The following is a 19,443-nucleotide window of genomic DNA, read 5'->3' on the forward strand; positions in this document are numbered from 1 at the left end:
ATCTTTGCAATATGAGAACATTCATTGAAAAACTTTGCGATAGATACAAGGTATCAGAAACCGATGTACAGTCTCTACTGAACTGTATGGAAGAGGTACATTTCAAAAAGAGAGATTTAATAGTACGCGAGGGGACAAAGAACTGTAATCTTTATTTTATCAAGACAGGAATATGGCGAGCCTATTATCATAAAGACGGAGTGGACACTACCATCTGGTTTGCTTCAGACGGAGAAGCTGCTTTCTCCGTCTGGGGTTATGTAGATAATGCCTACTCATTAATAAATATTGAGGTCATGTGTGACAGTGTGGCCTATTGTATTTCCCGAACAGCTCTGAATCAGCTATTCGCCTCATCCATCGGACTCGCTAATTTGGGGCTCCGCCTCATGGATCATCAGTTTCTTCAACAGGAGAACTGGCTTATCAGTTCGGGAAGCCCACGGGCTAAAGAACGCTATCTCAACCTTATCAAAGAGACTCCGGAATTATTGCAATATGTGCCTTTAAAACATATTGCGTCTTACTTGTGGATAACTCCGCAGTCACTAAGTAGAATTCGGGCGAAGATAGCATCTTCTCCGCAATAATACTATGCTTTCGCGGTCTTCACCCCAAAAGCACAATAAGTCAAATAACACACACAAGCTAAAGTAACAAAAACACCTCCAATAACACCTACTGTTCCAATGGCAAACCCAATCACCGGAGTAACTACTCCGCCACCAGCAACAGCAGTAATCATCAAACCGGAAATCTGATTTGCTTTTTCAGGCCTTGCCTGTAAAGCCATCGAATAAATGATAGAAAATACGGATGAGGCAAAGAAGCCGACAGCACCGATACAAATCAGATTCACCATATCATTTTTTACAAAGGCCAGAATAAGCAAAGAGAAAATACAGGCAACAATATTCACACGGAAATATTTCATTTCAGCAATACGGGCTAACAAGAAAGCACCCAGCAAAGCACCTACCGTACGGCTTAAAAAATAAACCTGTGGGGCAAACTTCACTTGTTCTGCCGTCCAGTCAAATCGTTCCGCCATCAGTTTAGAGCTGATAAAGTTGGTAGCAACATCTACTCCCACAATAAAAAAGATACCCAGAAACAACAACAGAATCGTTTTATCCTTCAACAAAGAAAAAGTATCACTGATAGAAAGTTGTTGGGTTGCGGCACTGAAATCTTCCCGTTTAACAGGCGTAGCCATCAGCCAAATAGCAGATAATAACGTGATAAAGCCCAATATAGGAAAACAATAATACCATTTGTCATCTCCAAAGTGTGCTACAGCCAGCAACACAATCTCCGGTCCGACGAGAGAAGACACAGCTTTAATCACTTGTCCTGCCGTCAAACTACTTGTCAGCAAACGTTGGCTGGTTACCACATTACTCAATAACGGATTCAGCGAAACCTGTAAAATAGCATTGCCAATTCCCAAAAGAGCATAAGCTATCATACAAGTCACACTGTTATAAACGACTAATGGCAGCAGCATCCCCACTACCGTTATTCCCATACTAAGCAAGACCGTATTTTTACGTCCCCATTTGTTCATCTGATTTCCAACAGGAATACCTAAAAACAGGAACCAGATAAAAACCAATGAAGGAACAAATCCCGTCATCACGGGAGACCAGTTGAAAGTACGTTGAACATAATCGGACGAAATACCGACTATGTCACAGAAGCCCATTACAAAGAACCCGAAAAGAACGGGAAGGGCGGCATAAATAGAATTTTGTGTTTTCATGTTTAACCCACTATATTATAAAATATAAAATCCCCGGTGTCCTGCCAAGCAACATCGACACCGAGGAAAATAAACTGTTTATTCAGAACAATGAGGCGGATTTTCCACTCCCCATTTCTCATTCGGCTGATTTCCCATTGTGAGTTTCAATGTCCCACCTTTATAGAGTTCATCCCGGTACAACCAACACTGTTCCAATGGCTTACCATTCAGTGTAGCCGACTGTACATAATATGCGTCCGGTGTATTACCCGTCGTTTCAATTACAAACGTTTTTCCTGTTGCATTTACCGGACTCAGTTTGATTTCAATCTTATCAAACAATGGACTACCCATCTGGAAAGTCGGCCGTTCACAAGAACCACCCTGTACATCGAACAATCCCATTGCTGCCATCACATACCAGGCTCCTAACTGCCCCTGGTCTTCATCCTGACCGTAACCATAACCATGTTCTCCATTTGTTCCATAAAACTCATCACAGATCAAACGCGTCCATTTCTGCGTCAAGTAAGGTTTACCCGAGAAATTAAACAACCATGAAATATGAAGACTGGGCTGGTTTCCATGATTATAAGGACTCTGTAAACCAGAGAAAGCATTTACTACTTTCCCACCACCAAAGATCGACTTACGGGCTTCTGTGAAGATAGAATCCAACCGGTTGTTAAACTCATCTTTTCCGACTTTTTCAATCAAACGAGCCGGATTCTGCGGTACAAAGAAAGTATATTGCATCGCATTTCCTTCCTGAAAACCTCTCCATGATTCCAATGGATTAAAGTTATCAATAAACTCACCATTGGGTACTCTCGGACGAATCATCTTCAGCGAATCATCAAACAACTTTTCCCAACCTGCAGAAAGCTCCATCAAACGCTTATAATCTTCCGTACGCCCCAAAGCTTTGGCCCATTGAGCCACTGCATAAGCACTAAAACTGTATTCCAATGTGTGAGATACGGAGAAGCTCGAACCTTCCGGATGTGTACCGAAATGAACACTGTTCTCATAAGGCACATACCCTCTTTCTACAAACTGTTTCACATCCATCTTACCTGCCCCTTCAATGCGGCTTTCCCAGCCTAATTCATTCTTCAAGGCTGCCTGATAAGCTGTTTCCACATCAAAATTACGAATTCCACTATTATAAGCACCTGCTAAAGTGATGCTCACCATATTGGTTCCCACTCCGGAAACATACTTGCTGGTAGCAATACCATCCCCTAGCCAACCGGCATCCTTATACACCAGCAACTGACTGTTTACAAAGTCATTATAGTATTCCGGATATGCCAATGCCCAAAGAGAAGTCAGATTCCAATAAGCTCCCCAAACCGCATCCGTATTATAGTGATTATATTCCGGTTTACCATCCTTAGTCAAAGGTATCTGACCGATGGTACCGTCATTTTTAGGATAAGCTCCGTTGACATCGCTGGCAAGCCCTCTACCCAATAATGCATGATACAACCCGGTATAGAATTTGATTTTACTATCTTCCGTACCTCCGGAAACCAAGATACGGCTCAAAGACTCATTCCATTTATCCGTAGTCGCTTTCATAGCCTCATCAAAAGTCAAGTCTTTCGCCTCCGATTCCAAATTCACTTTCGCATTTTCTATGGAAGTATACGATAAACCTATTTTTACATTGACTATCTCGTCTTTCTTTGTTTTATAATTCAGGCACATGATAGCACCTGGCCCTTTTATTTCATTACGAGCCATCAAAGCACTATCTTGATAGAAAACTTCGACAGATTCCGGCGCACGGTCCAATTTAGCATAAAAATACATGGCAACCGAAGCACCCGCCTGATACTTCTTCACATATTCCGGTTCTGTAATTACATACCCTTCGATAGTATTTCCGTCTACCTGTTTGATGTACGCATCACGCACAGCTCCACTTTCTCCCTGGCGATTGCCGATATTAAACAATATATGAGCACTCTCCGATTCCGGGAATGTATAACGTTGGAATCCGACACGAGCCGTAGCAGTAAGTTCAGCCTTTACCTGATAATCCTTTAATAACACAGAATAATATCCCGGACGTGCAGTTTCATCTTTCTTATCAAAGCGGGAACGGAAACCTTTATCCGGTTCTTCCAGCTTTCCGGGGTTCGTTTTCACTTCTCCCGTAACAGGCATCAGTGAAATTCCTCCTATCTGAAACTCGTGCAGGCAGGGAAAACCATCAATAGAAGTATGACCGTCCTCATAACCTACAGCCTCCCAACCTTGATTATTTCCGTACGTGCCGTTTGTAGATGCACCCAGCTTAGCTAAACCGAAAGGTTCGGCAGCCGGAGTATAGAAAAACCACCGACTATGAACCGTACCAATATTCGGATTCACATACTCTACCAGATTGGGACGATCAGGTGTTTTGCACCCTACGATACCTGCCAGAATCAACAGGCTACCTATCCATTTCAATTTCATCATTTATTTATTTTTTCTGTTTTAACTTCTCCTTTAATCATCGCCACACGTGCATAATATTCAGGTACACACGAAGCATCCAACAACCATTTCGGTCGGCGTTTTTCATCAGTCCGGCCTGTCCAGTCATGATACATCAATCCGGCCTGATCGCGTGCATGATCCCAAGCATAATCCAGCCCTTTTATCATTGTATCCACATATTTTGGATCTCCCGTAACATTGTACAGATCGTGATATCCTCTGAACAAGACCAGATTAAACCAAGGCAAATCGGCAATATAGGGAATACCTTCTTCCGTGTATTTAAAGAACACTTTGTAACTTCCCTCCGCTAAAAATTTAGCATTATCCAGATACGCCTGTTCACCTGTATAATTATATAAAGCTACAGCTGCTTGTAGCAAAGTACCTGTATTGTAAGTATACAAATCCGGGCATACAGCCGAAGTCGTCGTAAGCCATGAGTTCCAGACCACTCCCCTTTCAGGATCTTTCAGATATTTATCAATCCAATGATAGAATTTCTTTCCTACCTCCAGATAGTAATTGTCTTTAGTCGCTTCATACAGTTTTAAAGCCAACACCATCGCTTTTCCATTAGAGCAGGCTGGTTTCTGATCCTTCACTCCTTCCAGCCAGGAAACAGCTCCTTCAAAGTTCTCATCCCAACCACTTAAAATAAAGGTCAATACCTGTTTCGCCTTCTCCAGATAATGAGGATTTTTAGTTACCAGATAAGAATCAATGTAATCAATACCTACCAAACCATTATCGTCATAATAACGGTCTACTTTCCCAAATTGAACAGGGTAAGCTTGATAACCGAAAGGAACGCGTGTTGTATCATAATAATGTTCCATCGCCATCACCATCGAATCAACATAAACTGTATATTTCTCCGGTTCGATGGCAGCCATCAATACTGCTGAAGAAAAGACACCACTCATAGGCCACAGGTAAGAAACCTCTTGTGCCTGTCGGGTAGAATCATTAAAATAAGTCAGATCAGGACGATGACTACCGGGATAATATTCAGAGAAGAGACCGTATTTGGGAACCCGATAGAGTTCCCAGACACGTTGAAACATTTCTTCCGCCTTATCTTTGTTCGGAGTCACTTGGGGCTCTCCTGCACAAGAGAATAGCATGGATACCGCTGATACAAATAAAACTATATTTCTAATTTTACCATTCATACACTATTCTTCCGTCACAGTTTCCCCTTTATACAAAGCTATAATTCCCAGAGATTCTAGTGCAGCATCCTGCATCAACAACTGTTCAGCCCGTTTCGGGTCTGTTCCAGTCCAATCTTCATAAAACAGTCCGCTTGACAAACGAGCATTCTCGTATGCATAATCCAGGAAGTTGATGAATGTTTTGATATAATTACCTGCATTTTTGTAATAAGGTTCAATATCAATAAATGCACGAACTAATTTGGTTGTAAACCACGGGTCATGATCGGGATAAGCCAGAGCCAGTCCGTTAAGCGGACGTACAAAATAATTATATGCACCATCAGAAGAAGCAATGGCACTATCCAGATAGGTCTGTTCACCCGTTATCTTATACAAACGGACTCCATTAGAAATCATTACACCAGTATTGTAAGTCCATTTTGTTTTATTAATAGATCCGTCTGCTTGTTTATCATTCCAGTAGCAACCATCTTCCGGATCACGCAGATTATTCAACGTCCAAGCATATAAACGTTTTGCCAAAGCCAAAACATCTGCTTTTTCCTCTTGGGGACATACTGAATAATATTCAAGTAAGAATAGTGTTGCATATCCATTGGCACACGTAGGCTTATTAGAATCACCAACTCCCTGCTGTCCCTTCTGATCCTCATTCCACCAAAGACCTCCTCCAAATGTATCATCTTCACCTTCTTGCAAAAATGCTACGATTCTTTTGGCCTTTGTCAAATAGTCTTGATTATTTAACAAATTAAAAGCCTCTACCAATTCAATCCCTACAATAGAGTTATCATCATAAAAACGCGTTCCACTACCGGTAGTACCATTAGTTTGAGAACCATAAGCACCCACAGCTCCAGCGGGAGTTGAATAATAAACTTCAAAGCGGTCAACCATAGTCGCATAATTCACATCATAGCCCAAAGAATGTAAAGCTGCGACTCCTGATACCAGTCCGTCATACGGCCATAAGAAAGAAGCCGGATTATCAGTATCTTTCTTGGGATAATTTTCATTATACAATCCTTCTGTCGCCCCGCTATTGATCCGATAACACTGATTAATCAAATCAAACTGCTCTTTAGCGCGTTTATGATAAACGACTTCCTCTCCGGGTTCTGACGGAGCAATCGGTGTAGGCGGAATATATTTCTCTACGTCATCTCCGGCACAGGAGAATAATAGTGCCGGAAGAATAGCTAAAATAGTCTTTATCTTTTTCATAACTTAGTTTTATTAATTAATCGGAGTCACATTAGTAAATGTATGTATCATTAATCCATCCGCATTTGTATCGATAGTAATAGTCGCGTGCGTATAATCCAGACTACCTTTCATTTTCCAAAGGTGTTCCCATTGACTCCATTGGAACTCGTACAAAGCATAGAAAGAAGAGGGTTCTCCACCTACCGGACGTTCGGCACTCACGCCATCACCTCTACCCCAACACATATCACCACCATTCACTTGAGCTAAAAAGTAGTAACGTTCTTCTATCCAAGTCAACCAATCAGGAGCCCCAGTTTCCGGCTTGGCAGGATCAAGGAAACGAATATCACCTTCTCCTACAAATTTACCGTTACCAGCATATTCCAATACGGCTATATCACCAAATGTCGCTCCCCAAATACAACGAACAGAAGAGCCTATTTTTTCTGTTGTCATAGCCATTGTATTAAAGTTTACAGTCAGACGGGTTACCTCTTCGGAAGCAGTTACTGCCGTTTCACCATCACCCTCTCTCAACTTCGAACTATCATCAATATAATAACTGAATGTTTCACCTGTCGTAGCAGACTTGAATGAGATATTTCCAGCAGACAATTTTGTATAAATCTGGAAAACTCCCTCTTCTACACAACGGAACGGAATTCCGCCTTGTCCACTATTCTCCGTAGCCGAACCATACAAATACAATTCTGCCGGAATATTATCAATTCCCTCTCCACGAGTCACAGTGATACTAGCCACCTTATCGGACTTCTTTACCACTCCTCCCTTCGAAGCAGTCACTGTCCATTTAATATCCCCTGTTCCCATAGGATAAATACCTGCATTTCTGGCAATCGTATTAATAGCCGCATGAGTAATCGACAAACTTGGATTGGCTCCCAAATCACTTTTCATTGTAGCCAATGGTTTTGAAAAGTCTCCGTCTGCTTTGTCAAACAAAACCTCGTACAATACAATTCCGCCGTCTGCCGCACCGCCTCCGGACCACGACAGCACAACAGGTACTGAAGATGACACATCCAACTGGATAGAGGCAGGGGAATTCAATTCCGTAGGGACTGCAAAATCCGCATTCAATTCATAATCTTCCTGACAGGATACCATTGCCAGAAACACTGAACATATTAATAATATCTTTTTCATAATCGTTCCTTTTTGAGTCGTTTAACCATTTACCAATTCGGATTCTGTTCCAAATTACCATTCAAGTCACGTTCAGCCTGTGGTATAGGCCACAAATAATGTCTATTTGCATTAAAGGTTCTGTTTTCAACCCGAACGTATCCGTTATCTGTACCTACCACTTCATTCGTTTTCAATCCGTGGCACCATCCGTTCAATACATCGTCCGCAATTCTCCAACGGATAATATCCTTATGACGATGACCTTCCAATGCCAGTTCCGAACGACGTTCATTCCGTACAATCTCAATCAGTTTATCCTTAGAAGCTCCTTCCGGAAATTCCAATGCTGAAGCAAGTGTAAATCCGGCCCTATTACGAATTGGTTTAATAGTTGCATCCCAAGCCGTCTTATCCAGTTCACCTAACTCTGCCAATGCTTCCGCATTCATCAATAGAATATCAGCATAACGAATCAAAATCGGATTCAAACCGGAATAAAGAGTAGCACGATACGTATTATCCCAGTATTTCTTGATATAATAACCGGTAGCCGAACAATCCGAGCCTACACCGTATCCATCTTTACCTTCTCCTTTCTCACAGTTGATAATGACTTCTGTTCCGTCAATCAACGTATATGAGTTCCCGGTATACATCACTGTTGCTTTCAAACGCGGGTCACGATTAGCATACGGATGACTTTCATCAAACGAGGTTCCTGTTTCTTTGATTGTCTTTCCATCCAACATAATATAGCTGTCTACCAATTCCTGTAAAGGAGAAAGCTGGGAATATCCCCCCAATGAAGGTGGTAGGAAAGCATACATCATCTGATGTTCACGACTGGTCGGACGATACTGTGCATCCAGAATTACTTCTGAATTATATTCATTAGCTATTTCAAACAGTCCTGCATAACTGCCAAAGAGCGTAAATCCTCCCTCCGTCATAATAGTAGACGTGATATTTTTCACTTGCGTCCAGTTACCTTCGAACAGATAGATTTTAGCTTTGATAGCCATTGCTGCCCAACGGGTAATCCTTCCTTTATTATCCGCATCATAAGAAGTCGGCAGGTAATTACCGTTAATCACTTCATCCAGATCCGCCAACATATTAGCAATGACAGTAGCTCTGTCAGTACGTGCGATAGACATACTTTCCTTAATAGAAAGCACTTTCGTTGTATAAGGTACATCTCCGAACTTCGTATACAATTCATAATAATTATAAGCACGAAGCACTTTAGCCTCACCGATATAACGTTTCTTCAATTCCGGATCTAAATCAGGAACCCGGTCAATATTTTCGAGCAACTGGTTGCACATACGGATACCCGTATAACGTCCGTCCCACACCTTTTTCACATAGGCATCCGCCGTAGAATATGAACCATTGCCAATGTTCTGTGTAAAATCATTGGGTTGTTTGGTGTATGCATTGTCCGTCATAGCTTCACTGTAAAGCTGTTCGTCCATATTTCCCAAATACGTATAGCAATTATTCAACGCCTTGACAGCTGCTTCAGGATCTTCTTCCCAATAGGTCAAGTCCGTTTCTCTGTCATACGGTGCCGTATCCAAGTCAACACAAGAGGCACCGCCCACCACCAAAACAGCAGATAAAATCAAATTCTTTATAGTTGTTTTCATCACGGTACAGTTTAAAATTTAACATTAAGTCCAAATGAATATACTCTTGCCACAGGATAAGCACGACCACTGCCGTCTCCGGTATATTCCGGGTCCCATCCACCTTTCATCTTCGTGAAAGTCAACGGATTCTGCACGCTGGCAAAAATTCTCAAATTCTTGACATAGAGTTTTTTCATCCATTGCTGTGGGAAAGTATATCCGATCTGCGCATTTTTCAGACGCAAATATTTAGCGTCCTGAATCCAGAAATCTGATTTTGCAGCATTATTAGCCGATTCTGCTCCCATTGTCAGACGGGGATAAGTAGCATCCGGATTATTCGGAGTCCACCGATCCTGATGGAAATCCATTACCGGACCTTCATTATTATTATGGAAAGCCTCAACAGATTCACCACGCATCCATTTGTTACGTCTTCCCACTCCTTGCCACATCATCGAGAAATCAAAGCCTTTATATTCCAGCCCATAAGTAAAGCCGAAAGTATATCTCGGAAAATCATTACCTACGATAAAGCGGTCATCATCCGGTTTAATCACACCATCGCCATTTTTATCCAGATAGCGGATATCTCCCGGTTTCGGTGTAATGCCTTCCAGGTGCGGTCCTTTCTGACATTCTTCCTCATTCTGGAAAAATCCGTCTGAACGATATGCATAATAAGAATACAAAGGATAACCTTCCTTAATAATGGTCTGTACATCCGAACCACCGATAATTTCCGTACCGCGTGTATCTATTACTTCATTAAAGCTATCCGAAATATTTCCGGAGAAGTTATGCACTACTGGGCCAGTCTTCAAGCGATAGCTCACTGACAACTCCCATCCCCTCGTTTCTACTTTACCAGCATTCTGAATAGGCGCACCATTACCAAACAGTCCGGGAACCGGTAAATTCACCAAAATATCTTTTGTGCGGTTATTAAAACAGTCAAAAGTAATATTCAAGTCATTATTCAATAATCCCAATTCAAAACCGATATTAGCCATACGGGTAGTTTCCCACTTCAGATCGGGATTTGCAGAAGCAAATGTAGCAGTCTGTGCCAGTTTATCTCCGAAGCTGATACCGTTAGTTACAGACACCGTTTGCATATATTGATAAGCACCAATCCGGTTATTACCTACCAATCCCCAAGAACCTCTGATTTTCAGAGAAGGAACATACGGTTTCAATACAGACCAGAATTTTTCTTCCGAAATACGCCATCCTGCAGAGAAAGAAGGGAAGACTCCCGAACGGTTTCCTTTAGCAAAATAAGAAGAGTAGTCATTACGGATATTAAATTCCAGTAAATATTTCTCATCATAATTGTAAGTGGCTCTTGCAAAACCGGAATAGATAGCCCAATCACTTCCCGAACCTGTATTACTTACCTTATCACCACTCAAATCACCTACAAAAATGTCGTATTTAGAATCTTCCGTCAAGCGACTGGTAGAGAATTGTTTTTCAGAGAAACCTTCATAAGCATAACCCAGTAATCCACCGATAGAGTGCTTTCCTATCTTCGTATTATAAGTCACCATCAGATTGGTAGTGATATTCTTAGAGCGGTAGAATTGTTCGGTCAACTTGTTTTCCGAATCTCCCGTACCTTCAAAAGCTTTCCGGTTTTCATGCAATTTATTATTCCACACGCGTCCACCGGCACTTCCGATCAGTTTCAATCCTTTATATACTTCCCATTCAGCTCGTATGGTTCCCAACAATTCATCATTCACATTCTGGCGATAACCACCTTCTTCCAAACGTTGCAAACCGTTTGAGTTACTTCCGGCAGGATAATTATAACTGCCATCCTCATTTTTGATCGGATAAATCGCCGGCATACGGTTTGCCTGCTCAATAATCCATTCTGTCCAGTAAGCATGTTCTTTAATATCATTACGGGCAAACTGTGAAGTCAGATTCAACGTAAAATTCTTCGTCACCTTATGGCTTACATTCAAACGGGCATTGTAGCGTTTGTAGCCATAGTCCGGTCCCTTGAACATACTGCTCTGATCTAAATATCCCAGAGAAGCCATATAAGACAGCTGGTCATTTCCTCCTGTCATTGAAACACTGTGTGAACTTTGAGGAGAATTGCGGTTATACAGTTCTTTCACCCAATTCACATTCGGGCCGCCATTTCGATATTGTGCAATCTGTTCGGGAGTGAATTTTGCCGCTCTTCCCGAATTAACCGCCGCTTCATTATATAATTCCGCATATACCCATGAATCCGCAATTTTAGGCAGTGAGGTAGGTTGCTGAACACCATACATAAAATCATAGGAAATTTCCACCTTACCGGCTTTTCCTTTCTTTGTAGTTACAAGCACTACACCATTGGAAGCGCGTGAACCGTAAATCGCTGTAGAAGAAGCATCTTTCAAAATAGAAACTTGTTCAATATCTGCCGGATTCAAATTAGCCAGCGATCCTTCAATTCCATCAATTATCACCAACGGATCATTATTATTCATCGTATTCAATCCGCGGATGTTTATAGAAGGTACACTACCCGGTGTAGAAGTTCCCTGCTGGATAACCAAACCGGGAGTAGTTCCCTGCATAGCCTCCAGAACGTTGGCAATAGGTTTTCCTTCCAATTCGTCCGTTGAAAGAGAAGAAACAGCTCCTGTCAGATTCACTTTCTTCTGTACGCCGTAGCCCACTACTACCACATCTTTCAACGCAACCACGTCCGACTTCAGCACCACATTAATCAATGTACGACCGTTCACCGGAACTTCCTGTGTTTCATATCCAATTGAGGAAACTACCAATACCGCTTTTGAAGCAACATTCAGTGTAAAATTTCCGTCCATATCCGTAGCCGTACCCGTAGATACCCCTTTCACCAGTACGGTAGCCCCAATCACGGGCTCTCCGTCTGCCATTACCTTACCTTTCACTGTGATTGTATTAGATTGCGCGTGCAGTTCGAAACCAACAGCCACATTCATACAAACAATCAACATAACAGCCAATAATTGCCAACTCGAAAATACCGTTCCAAAAAGCCGGCGGGCAAATTGCGCGTTCAATAGATTAGATTGTTTCATAAAATATTTTATATTTGAATTAATAGAAGAGTTATCATGTATTATAAGATATTAAGTTGGGACAAAGCAAAAGAATAAGCTCCCAAAGCGACCGCCCTGCTTGCTCCCAAAGAAGAAACGGCAATACCTATTTTCTTGTGACAGGCATAATGCACCTGCCTCTCCGAAAATGGGATTTTCACCATCTTGTCCTTTTCTTCCAAGAATTTATCCAATGCTTCTTTTTCAGCCAGATTGAACACCTCCATCTGCAAACAAGGGAAAGAAGTTCCTGCAAAAGTGCCAATCTGTCGGTTCATTTCATTCATGATTCCCGGAAGTATGTATTTAGCCGCTCCGGCCACTCCTCCGCCAATCACCACCAGACCGTCTACAATATTCAATGCACGGATAATGGCATCACCCGCCATTTCTCCCAATTCATTGAAACTCCGGACAGCAGCCTGGCGGTCTCCCTCTGCCGTTCCTTCGGCAATATCAAAAATATCTTTGGGAGTCAAAGCAGAAGCATCCTTTCCTGTCAGTTCCTGATATACTCGTCTGACGGCCCTGATACTGACACTTTCTTCCGCAATCATTTCGGGATATTTCTTGTTCCGCATAATCCAGACGTCGCCGCCGCAACCGTTATCTCCGGTCAGTAACCGGTTGTCAATCACCACTCCGGCACCAAATCCCGTACCCAGTGTTATTCCGAGCAGATTTTTATATACCTTACTACTGCCTGCTTCTTTCAGACGCTTATTTACTTCGGGTAAAGTGCCCGCCAAAGCTTCACCATAGGCGAACAAATTACCGTCATTATTAATAAAAACCGGAATACCAAATTGCTCTTTCAAATAAGGTCCGAGTGCCACTCCTCCCCTAAAAGCCGGGAAGTTAGGCAAATCACCAATAATTCCATGCTCATAGTCAGCAGGCCCGGGGAAAGCAAAACTGATAGCTACCGGAAGTTTAGGCAATCGTTTTTCAACTTCCAGGAAGCCTTCTACAAGAACAGACAAGCAACGCTCTAAGTCGTCGGACGCTGCCGGAAGGCAAATAGGTTCCACTATTTCGCGACAGCCCTGTATGGCTGAAAACACAAAATTAGTGCCTCCCGCATCAAGCGTCATTACGATTCGTTCATCATGTTCGTACATAGGTTTCAAGATATTAGATGATTGAATTATTTCATTATTAAAAGCGTACGTAGGCTTTTATCGTTACGCATTCTTTTCCTGCCGATTTACCATACGGGGCAATGGTATATTCTTTCACTCCGGCAGGAATGATAAATGTTTCCGCATAATGCACCACGAAAGGTTCAAAGGCGTGAGTAGGACTCTCAACGACGGCCTCTTCTCCCTCCAGCAGATTCAGCACATTTACACTGTCGTTTGTGTGATGCAGCACCGGTGACGAGAAACGGTGACGGCGGGTTTCGATAAATTCATTCGGATGCAATCCGGTACGTTCCTCAATCCACCCATCTCCGGAAGCCACTTCTTTAAACTGGTTGCGAAGATGTTCATTTACATATTCCGTATCCCGGTTCCAGTTGATTACGCATTTACCACGTTCCACATTGATTGGGCGTGGTTTTCCGTCCAGTCCCAGACGTTGCCAGTCCCATAGTTTGAAAGTAAAGAGGTTCGGAGTCGAACTTATTTCAAGCACCATGCTATTCGCACCGGAACAATGAATCGTCCCTCCCGGAATCAGGAAGTGATCGTGTTTCTTTGTCGGAATCTTGTTGACATACTTTTCTGCGTCGAACACCAATTCACCTTTTTGTGCCTTACGCAAATCGTCGATCATTGCTTCTTTATCAACACCCGTTTTCACTCCCAGATAAACTACGGCATCTTCTTCCGCGTCTACCATGTAGTAGCTTTCATCCTGTGTATAGTACATGCCGAAACTATCACGGATAAATTGAGTGGTAGGATGTACCTGCAAACTCAAATTACCTCCACCTATCGTATCCAAAAAGTCGAAACGGATGGGGAAGTCTTTTCCAAAGCGTGCTTCCACCGGTTCGCCAAGCAACTCTTTACTTTTCAGCAAAACCAAATCGACCGAAGGAAGTTCGAAGCGCACTCCGTTCACCTCAAAATAGAGGCTGTTTTCTTCGGGCACACAGTCAAAGCACCAGCCAAAATTTTCGCGTTCACGATCCAAGTCGCAAACTTCTTTCATCCATTGACCACCCCAGGGAGCCGGATCGAAGAAAGGAACTACCCGGAACGGTGTTTTCACCGTTGCCTCTACCCCTTTAAAGAAAGTATCCTTATCAATCATCTTCGGTGTTCCGGCCACATGGGTGTCAATCCAGAATTCTACCCTGTCAAACAATCTTTCCTTATACCTATCACATACTCTCCAATCATTGAAATAGCCTCTCTTGTATTGCAAAGAAACGGCATCTTTCCGATTGTCTATCCCTAAAGCTTTTACCTCATGCCGACGGAAACGTTGTTGAATTTCCCAACGTGCCATATCCGCATATACAATCATCGCATCCTGCGGAGCCACCATGGCAGCTCCCGTACCTATTATTACAATAGTATCCTCCGCTTCACTAATTTGCTTTTGCGCAGCAGCCAATTTATCCGCATCAAAATAATCTTCCAGCTTCAAATTGGTCACATAGCCAAACAACACATCTTCCGTCATGAAGCGTTCCGTCAAAGTTTGGATCTCTTGTTCCGGTTTCATCAAATCACGTACATTCATCACCTTTCCGGAGAATTCTTTTGAAAAAGCATCCAGCACTTCTTCTTCATATACTCCAGTATATAAATCCACTGCCAGCACTTTTCTTGCATCCATTTGCTTTTTTAACACAGAAATGATAGCATCCCAACCCTGAACAAGCATCCCCGTCAACTTCGTAGAAGGAAATTTATCATAATTAGCTTTTCTCATATTATAGTTGTTTTTAATTTTATATGTTCATACATACTTTATATTGTGCAAATATATAGATTTTATTTTTATTCCAAACAAAACTTGGATTATTTTTTGATAAATCTTATATTTGCTGAAAATAAACCAATCAGGATAGATATGAAAATAGACCATAGCAGTGATAAACCTCTTCATATTCAGGCAGAAGAGATACTTAGAAGACTCATAGAATCTGAAGAGTACAAAAACGGGAAGCTATTTCCCAATGAAGTCGAATTGTCTGAACAATTACACATTTCAAGGAACACATTAAGACAAGCTATCAACAAACTCGTATTTGAGGGACTTCTGGTACGAAAGAAAGGATACGGAACGAAGGTGGTAAAGAAAGGTATCGTAGGCGGAGTAAAGAACTGGCTTAGTTTCTCGCAGGAAATGAAGATGTTAGGTATCGAAATTCGTAATTTCGAACTACATATCAGTTTGAAACGTCCGACTGAAGAAATCGGCACATTCTTTAATTTAGGTTCTAACCCTGATGCCCGCTGCGTAGTAATGGAGCGCGTCAGAGGAAAAAAGGAATACCCGTTTGTCTACTTTATCTCTTATTTCAACCCGAACATTCCATTGACTGGAGAAGAAGACTACACACGCCCATTATATGAAATGCTGGAAACTCAATATAACATAGTGGTAAAAACCAGCAAGGAGGAGATTTCAGCGAGACTTGCAGGGGAATTTATCGCAGAAAAACTGGAAATAAAATCCAGCGATCCTATATTAATAAGGAAAAGATTTGTTTATGATGTGAACGGAGTGCCGATTGAATACAACATCGGATACTACCGGGCAGACAGTTTTACTTATACAATAGAGGCGGAAAGATAAAGAGTATGTTCATACATACACGATATAAAAAGACTATTTTAAAGGCCGAAATTCTTATCTCCTTTAAAATAGTCTTTTTACATTCCATTTCTTTGCATTATGCTTTATCCATTATTTATCATCTCTTCTCAAACCGACCAACAGAGTATCCGGCAAGAATCCGATCCAGACTTTCATCCACAACACCTATCATCTGAAGCTTGGACAATAAATGATAATAGGAGATTTTTCCTACTCCTTCTATTCTCAACATACTTTTCCATCCTCTTCCCGATACTATTTCCAACAAATCTTTCACCGTTCGCACATCTTGATTATACAAGACATTAGCCAGCCGAGTATCAGCTACTTTACAAACGGGTAATTGAAGTATCCACTCCTCCTGCTCAATATTTATATTCTTATTATTATCTGCCAAAGATAAAAAACGAGCATTGATAGCACGTTTTCGATAAGTAGCCAATATATCTTTCTTCAGTTTTAATCCTTTAAGTATAGAGTTATAAATTTGCAATGTCTTTTCATAGGTAATTCGATGCCTACCAGCCACTTTCTCTACTGATTCTCCTGTAGAAATAGAATAGAAAACATTGCGGGCAACAGGGTGAAGAATCAATGCTGCCAGTTCACGAATGATTATTTGATATAGAGGTTTACAAGTCTTCTGTGTTCTCAACACATATAGTAGATCATCGTATCTGGAAATGATAAAGTCACGTTCCAATTTCTTTTCTTCTACGATTTTAGAAAGGTAATCTGTTTCTAAACCAAGTCTTTTGTGAGCTTCCAGATAAGCATCCAAACTCTCATCATCCAAAAACAACTGATCGTTGATTCGGGAACTCGTAATGTATCCAAGATTTGCCCAATTCTTTAAAATAGCTTCTTGAATGTCGTGTCTTTCGGATATCTGTTTTGTTGTGAGCCAATTTGCCATAAAAAAACGGAACTAGATTAATAATATTAACTAGTTCCGTACCTTTTATTATAAAAGAGTACGGAGCTGTCACAATCCCGCAAACAGGAGGTAGTAGCGGCTACCTTACTTACACGGGCAGACAGCCCGTACTCTATGAGAAGTCATAGAAGTACAGGCGTCTCCCGGCGTAAGTAAAAAAAAATCCGCTACGATTTCCTGTTCACCGAGGAAACGCACAATCGCACACCACAAAGGTATGCTACGTTCCAATGACAAAGGTACAAATACTTTTCGGAAAACAACAAAAGAGAGCCGCAAATGTTTAGTGAAAATCAAAGACAGAATATTGTGTTTAAAAAAGCCGGTTATTGAATCAGTGTCAATAACCGGCTTTCACTATTACCTATTATTCTGTTTTATTTTGTGCTTGCCAGCAACAGAGTTGCATTGTTGTCATTCAGCGCATAAACCGCCTTTTCTACATTACTGTTATACGTCTTGCTTCTATCATTCCGACGGGCATAGTCCACAGTCACTTCATTGGCACTGTATTCCACATTCATTTTGAAGTAAGGAGTCCAAACTTCCTTTACACTATCCCACTTGGCGGCTTCTTTGCTTATCACACGATTTTCGTTATCGTAAGTATAAGTATAGCGAAGGTGGCGATACAAGTGACCGTCTTCATTACGATAAATATTCTTAGCGGTTATTACTTCACCAGTCATTTCATTATTGGTTACAAATTCTGTAGGGTTCATTGCACTTGCAGAGAAGTTCATTACACTTGCCATTACTACTGCTACCATCACAACTGCTTTTGAGAATAAATTTGTTTTCATAATCGTTATTTTTTTATTGTTATTATTCTTCTTCGTTTATAGTGGTTGCTGTTTCACAACCGCTTTCGCTTATATATAGTCAATCGGCGTGCCAAAACAATAAATATCTGATAATCAACAGATATTCAAATTTACACGATGTTCATTATCGGACAACTGTCCGCACAGAAGCGGACAATAACAGCCCGATTGTTACTTTTTCTATGTATAAATCAGTCCAACGACCATTGATTTGAGTCGTTTTAAAGTTTATGCAATCCAGTTTTAATGAGGAAACATATCCGGCATCATTTTTTTCGTGTATTTTTGCAGAAGAATCACTCAAGTAACAAAACAACATGAAGATAATCAAGAATCAATTCACCATCATTCTATTACTCTTTTGCGGGATACTCGTTTCCTGCAAAACGACACAAACGGCATCCAACCGATCTTTGATGCTGGAAGAAAGATGTAAGCAGAAAAACACCTCCAATTCAACCTTTCAATTCCCTCCTTTTCTGCAAGCAGGGGATAAAGTAGCTATCGTATCGCCATCCGGCAAGATAGACACACAGCTTGTAGAAGGTGCAAAGCAACGATTAGAATCATGGGGGCTGAAAGTCATTACCGGAAAACACGTCTGCGATTCGTCCGGACTATATGCAGGAACAATCAAACATCGTTTAAAAGATTTGCAAAGAGCAATGGATCATCCGGAAGTAAAAGCCATCTTTTGCAGCCGAGGAGGATATGGAGCCGTTCACTTAATAGACAAGCTCGATTTTACAGCTTTCCGTAAACATCCGAAATGGCTGATCGGATACAGTGATGTGACGACACTACATAATCTTTTCCAGAAAAATGGATACGCTTCGCTACATTCACCGATGGCATATCATCTTACAATGGAGTCTGAAGACGATCCCTGTATTATGTATTTAAAGGATATTCTATCGGGAAATCCTCCTACTTATACTTGCGAAAAACACGAATTGAACAAACAAGGTCACACACAAGGCGTTTTGCGGGGTGGAAACATGTCGGTTATCTGCGGTTTACGTGGCACTCCGTATGATATTGCGGCAGAGGGCACAGTATTATTCATCGAAGATGTCAACGAAGAGCCTCAAGCTATCGAACGGATGATGTATAATTTGAAACTGGGTGGAGTGCTGGAAAAATTATCAGGACTAATCGTCGGACAATTCACCAAATACGAAGAAGATGGTTCGCTAGGCAAAGATTTATATGCTGCGCTGGCCGATCTGGCGAAAGAGTATAATTATCCGGTCTGTTTCAATTTTCCGGTAGGACACGTGACTCATAACCTGCCGCTCATCAATGGAGCGAGAGTGGAATTTACCGTCGGGGAAAAGGAGGTGAAATTAAAGTTCAATTTGAATAGATGACAAACAGCACCTATCATATATGAA

Annotated in this window: 14 protein-coding genes; 3 read left to right on the plus strand and 11 right to left on the minus strand. The window is 41.5% G+C overall.

The window, feature by feature from the left end; all coding sequences use genetic code 11:
* Positions 1–11: 11 nt before the first annotated feature.
* Entirely contained in the window at positions 12–590 is a 579-nt protein-coding gene (locus tag DXB58_RS12370; RefSeq protein ID WP_007766934.1) for a Crp/Fnr family transcriptional regulator, read from the plus strand.
* A 2-nt stretch (positions 591–592) separates the two neighbouring features.
* Here DXB58_RS12370 and DXB58_RS12375 read toward each other — a convergent pair whose 3' ends face one another.
* The 9 genes from DXB58_RS12375 to DXB58_RS12415 form a co-directional block, all read right to left on the minus strand.
* Complete coding sequence (locus DXB58_RS12375) at positions 593–1,762, minus strand: sugar MFS transporter (RefSeq protein ID WP_122136915.1); 1,170 nt, start codon at positions 1,760–1,762, stop codon at positions 593–595.
* Positions 1,763–1,840: 78 nt separating this feature from the next.
* Positions 1,841–4,216, minus strand: a complete 2,376-nt coding sequence (locus tag DXB58_RS12380; RefSeq protein ID WP_122136916.1) for a GH92 family glycosyl hydrolase — start codon at positions 4,214–4,216, stop codon at positions 1,841–1,843.
* Positions 4,213–5,412, minus strand: a complete 1,200-nt coding sequence (locus tag DXB58_RS12385; protein ID WP_122136917.1) for a glycoside hydrolase family 76 protein — start codon at positions 5,410–5,412, stop codon at positions 4,213–4,215. Before DXB58_RS12385 ends, DXB58_RS12380 begins: the two co-directional genes overlap by 4 nt.
* A gap of 3 nt (positions 5,413–5,415) precedes the next feature.
* A complete protein-coding gene (locus tag DXB58_RS12390) occupies positions 5,416–6,642 on the minus strand; it encodes a glycoside hydrolase family 76 protein (protein ID WP_122136918.1) in 1,227 nt (408 codons plus the stop codon).
* Between the two features lie 12 nt (positions 6,643–6,654).
* Complete coding sequence (locus tag DXB58_RS12395; RefSeq protein ID WP_122136919.1) at positions 6,655–7,794, minus strand: SusE domain-containing protein; 1,140 nt, start codon at positions 7,792–7,794, stop codon at positions 6,655–6,657.
* A gap of 29 nt (positions 7,795–7,823) precedes the next feature.
* A complete protein-coding gene (locus tag DXB58_RS12400) occupies positions 7,824–9,428 on the minus strand; it encodes a RagB/SusD family nutrient uptake outer membrane protein (protein WP_122136920.1) in 1,605 nt (534 codons plus the stop codon).
* An 11-nt stretch (positions 9,429–9,439) separates the two neighbouring features.
* The gene (locus DXB58_RS12405; protein WP_122136921.1) at positions 9,440–12,487 is read right to left on the minus strand and encodes a TonB-dependent receptor; all 3,048 of its coding nucleotides are present in this window, start codon (positions 12,485–12,487) and stop codon (positions 9,440–9,442) included.
* A 41-nt stretch (positions 12,488–12,528) separates the two neighbouring features.
* Positions 12,529–13,629, minus strand: coding sequence for an ROK family protein (locus DXB58_RS12410; protein ID WP_122136922.1), 1,101 nt, complete (start codon positions 13,627–13,629; stop codon positions 12,529–12,531).
* 37 nt (positions 13,630–13,666) lie between these two features.
* Positions 13,667–15,397 carry a class I mannose-6-phosphate isomerase gene (locus tag DXB58_RS12415; protein WP_122136923.1) on the minus strand — a complete coding sequence of 577 codons (1,731 nt, stop codon included), beginning with the start codon at positions 15,395–15,397 and terminating at the stop codon, positions 13,667–13,669.
* A 141-nt stretch (positions 15,398–15,538) separates the two neighbouring features.
* Here DXB58_RS12415 and DXB58_RS12420 point away from each other — a divergent pair, with 141 nt between their 5' ends.
* Complete coding sequence (locus DXB58_RS12420) at positions 15,539–16,267, plus strand: GntR family transcriptional regulator (protein WP_008998882.1); 729 nt, start codon at positions 15,539–15,541, stop codon at positions 16,265–16,267.
* A 118-nt stretch (positions 16,268–16,385) separates the two neighbouring features.
* On the opposite strand, the gene DXB58_RS12425 is transcribed toward DXB58_RS12420, so the two are convergent.
* Positions 16,386–17,204 (minus strand): hypothetical protein, encoded by an 819-nt coding sequence (locus DXB58_RS12425; protein ID WP_233527286.1) that lies wholly within the window; start codon positions 17,202–17,204, stop codon positions 16,386–16,388.
* 398 nt (positions 17,205–17,602) lie between these two features.
* A complete protein-coding gene (locus tag DXB58_RS12435) occupies positions 17,603–18,028 on the minus strand; it encodes a DUF3836 domain-containing protein (RefSeq protein ID WP_122136924.1) in 426 nt (141 codons plus the stop codon).
* 437 nt (positions 18,029–18,465) lie between these two features.
* Here DXB58_RS12435 and DXB58_RS12440 point away from each other — a divergent pair, with 437 nt between their 5' ends.
* Positions 18,466–19,419: an LD-carboxypeptidase gene (locus DXB58_RS12440; RefSeq protein ID WP_122136925.1), complete on the plus strand. Its 954-nt coding sequence runs from the start codon at positions 18,466–18,468 to the stop codon at positions 19,417–19,419.
* Positions 19,420–19,443 lie beyond the last annotated feature (24 nt).

Origin of the sequence: Bacteroides sp. OM05-10AA, assembly GCF_003439055.1 — a bacterium.
GTDB lineage: Bacteria > Bacteroidota > Bacteroidia > Bacteroidales > Bacteroidaceae > Bacteroides > Bacteroides intestinigallinarum.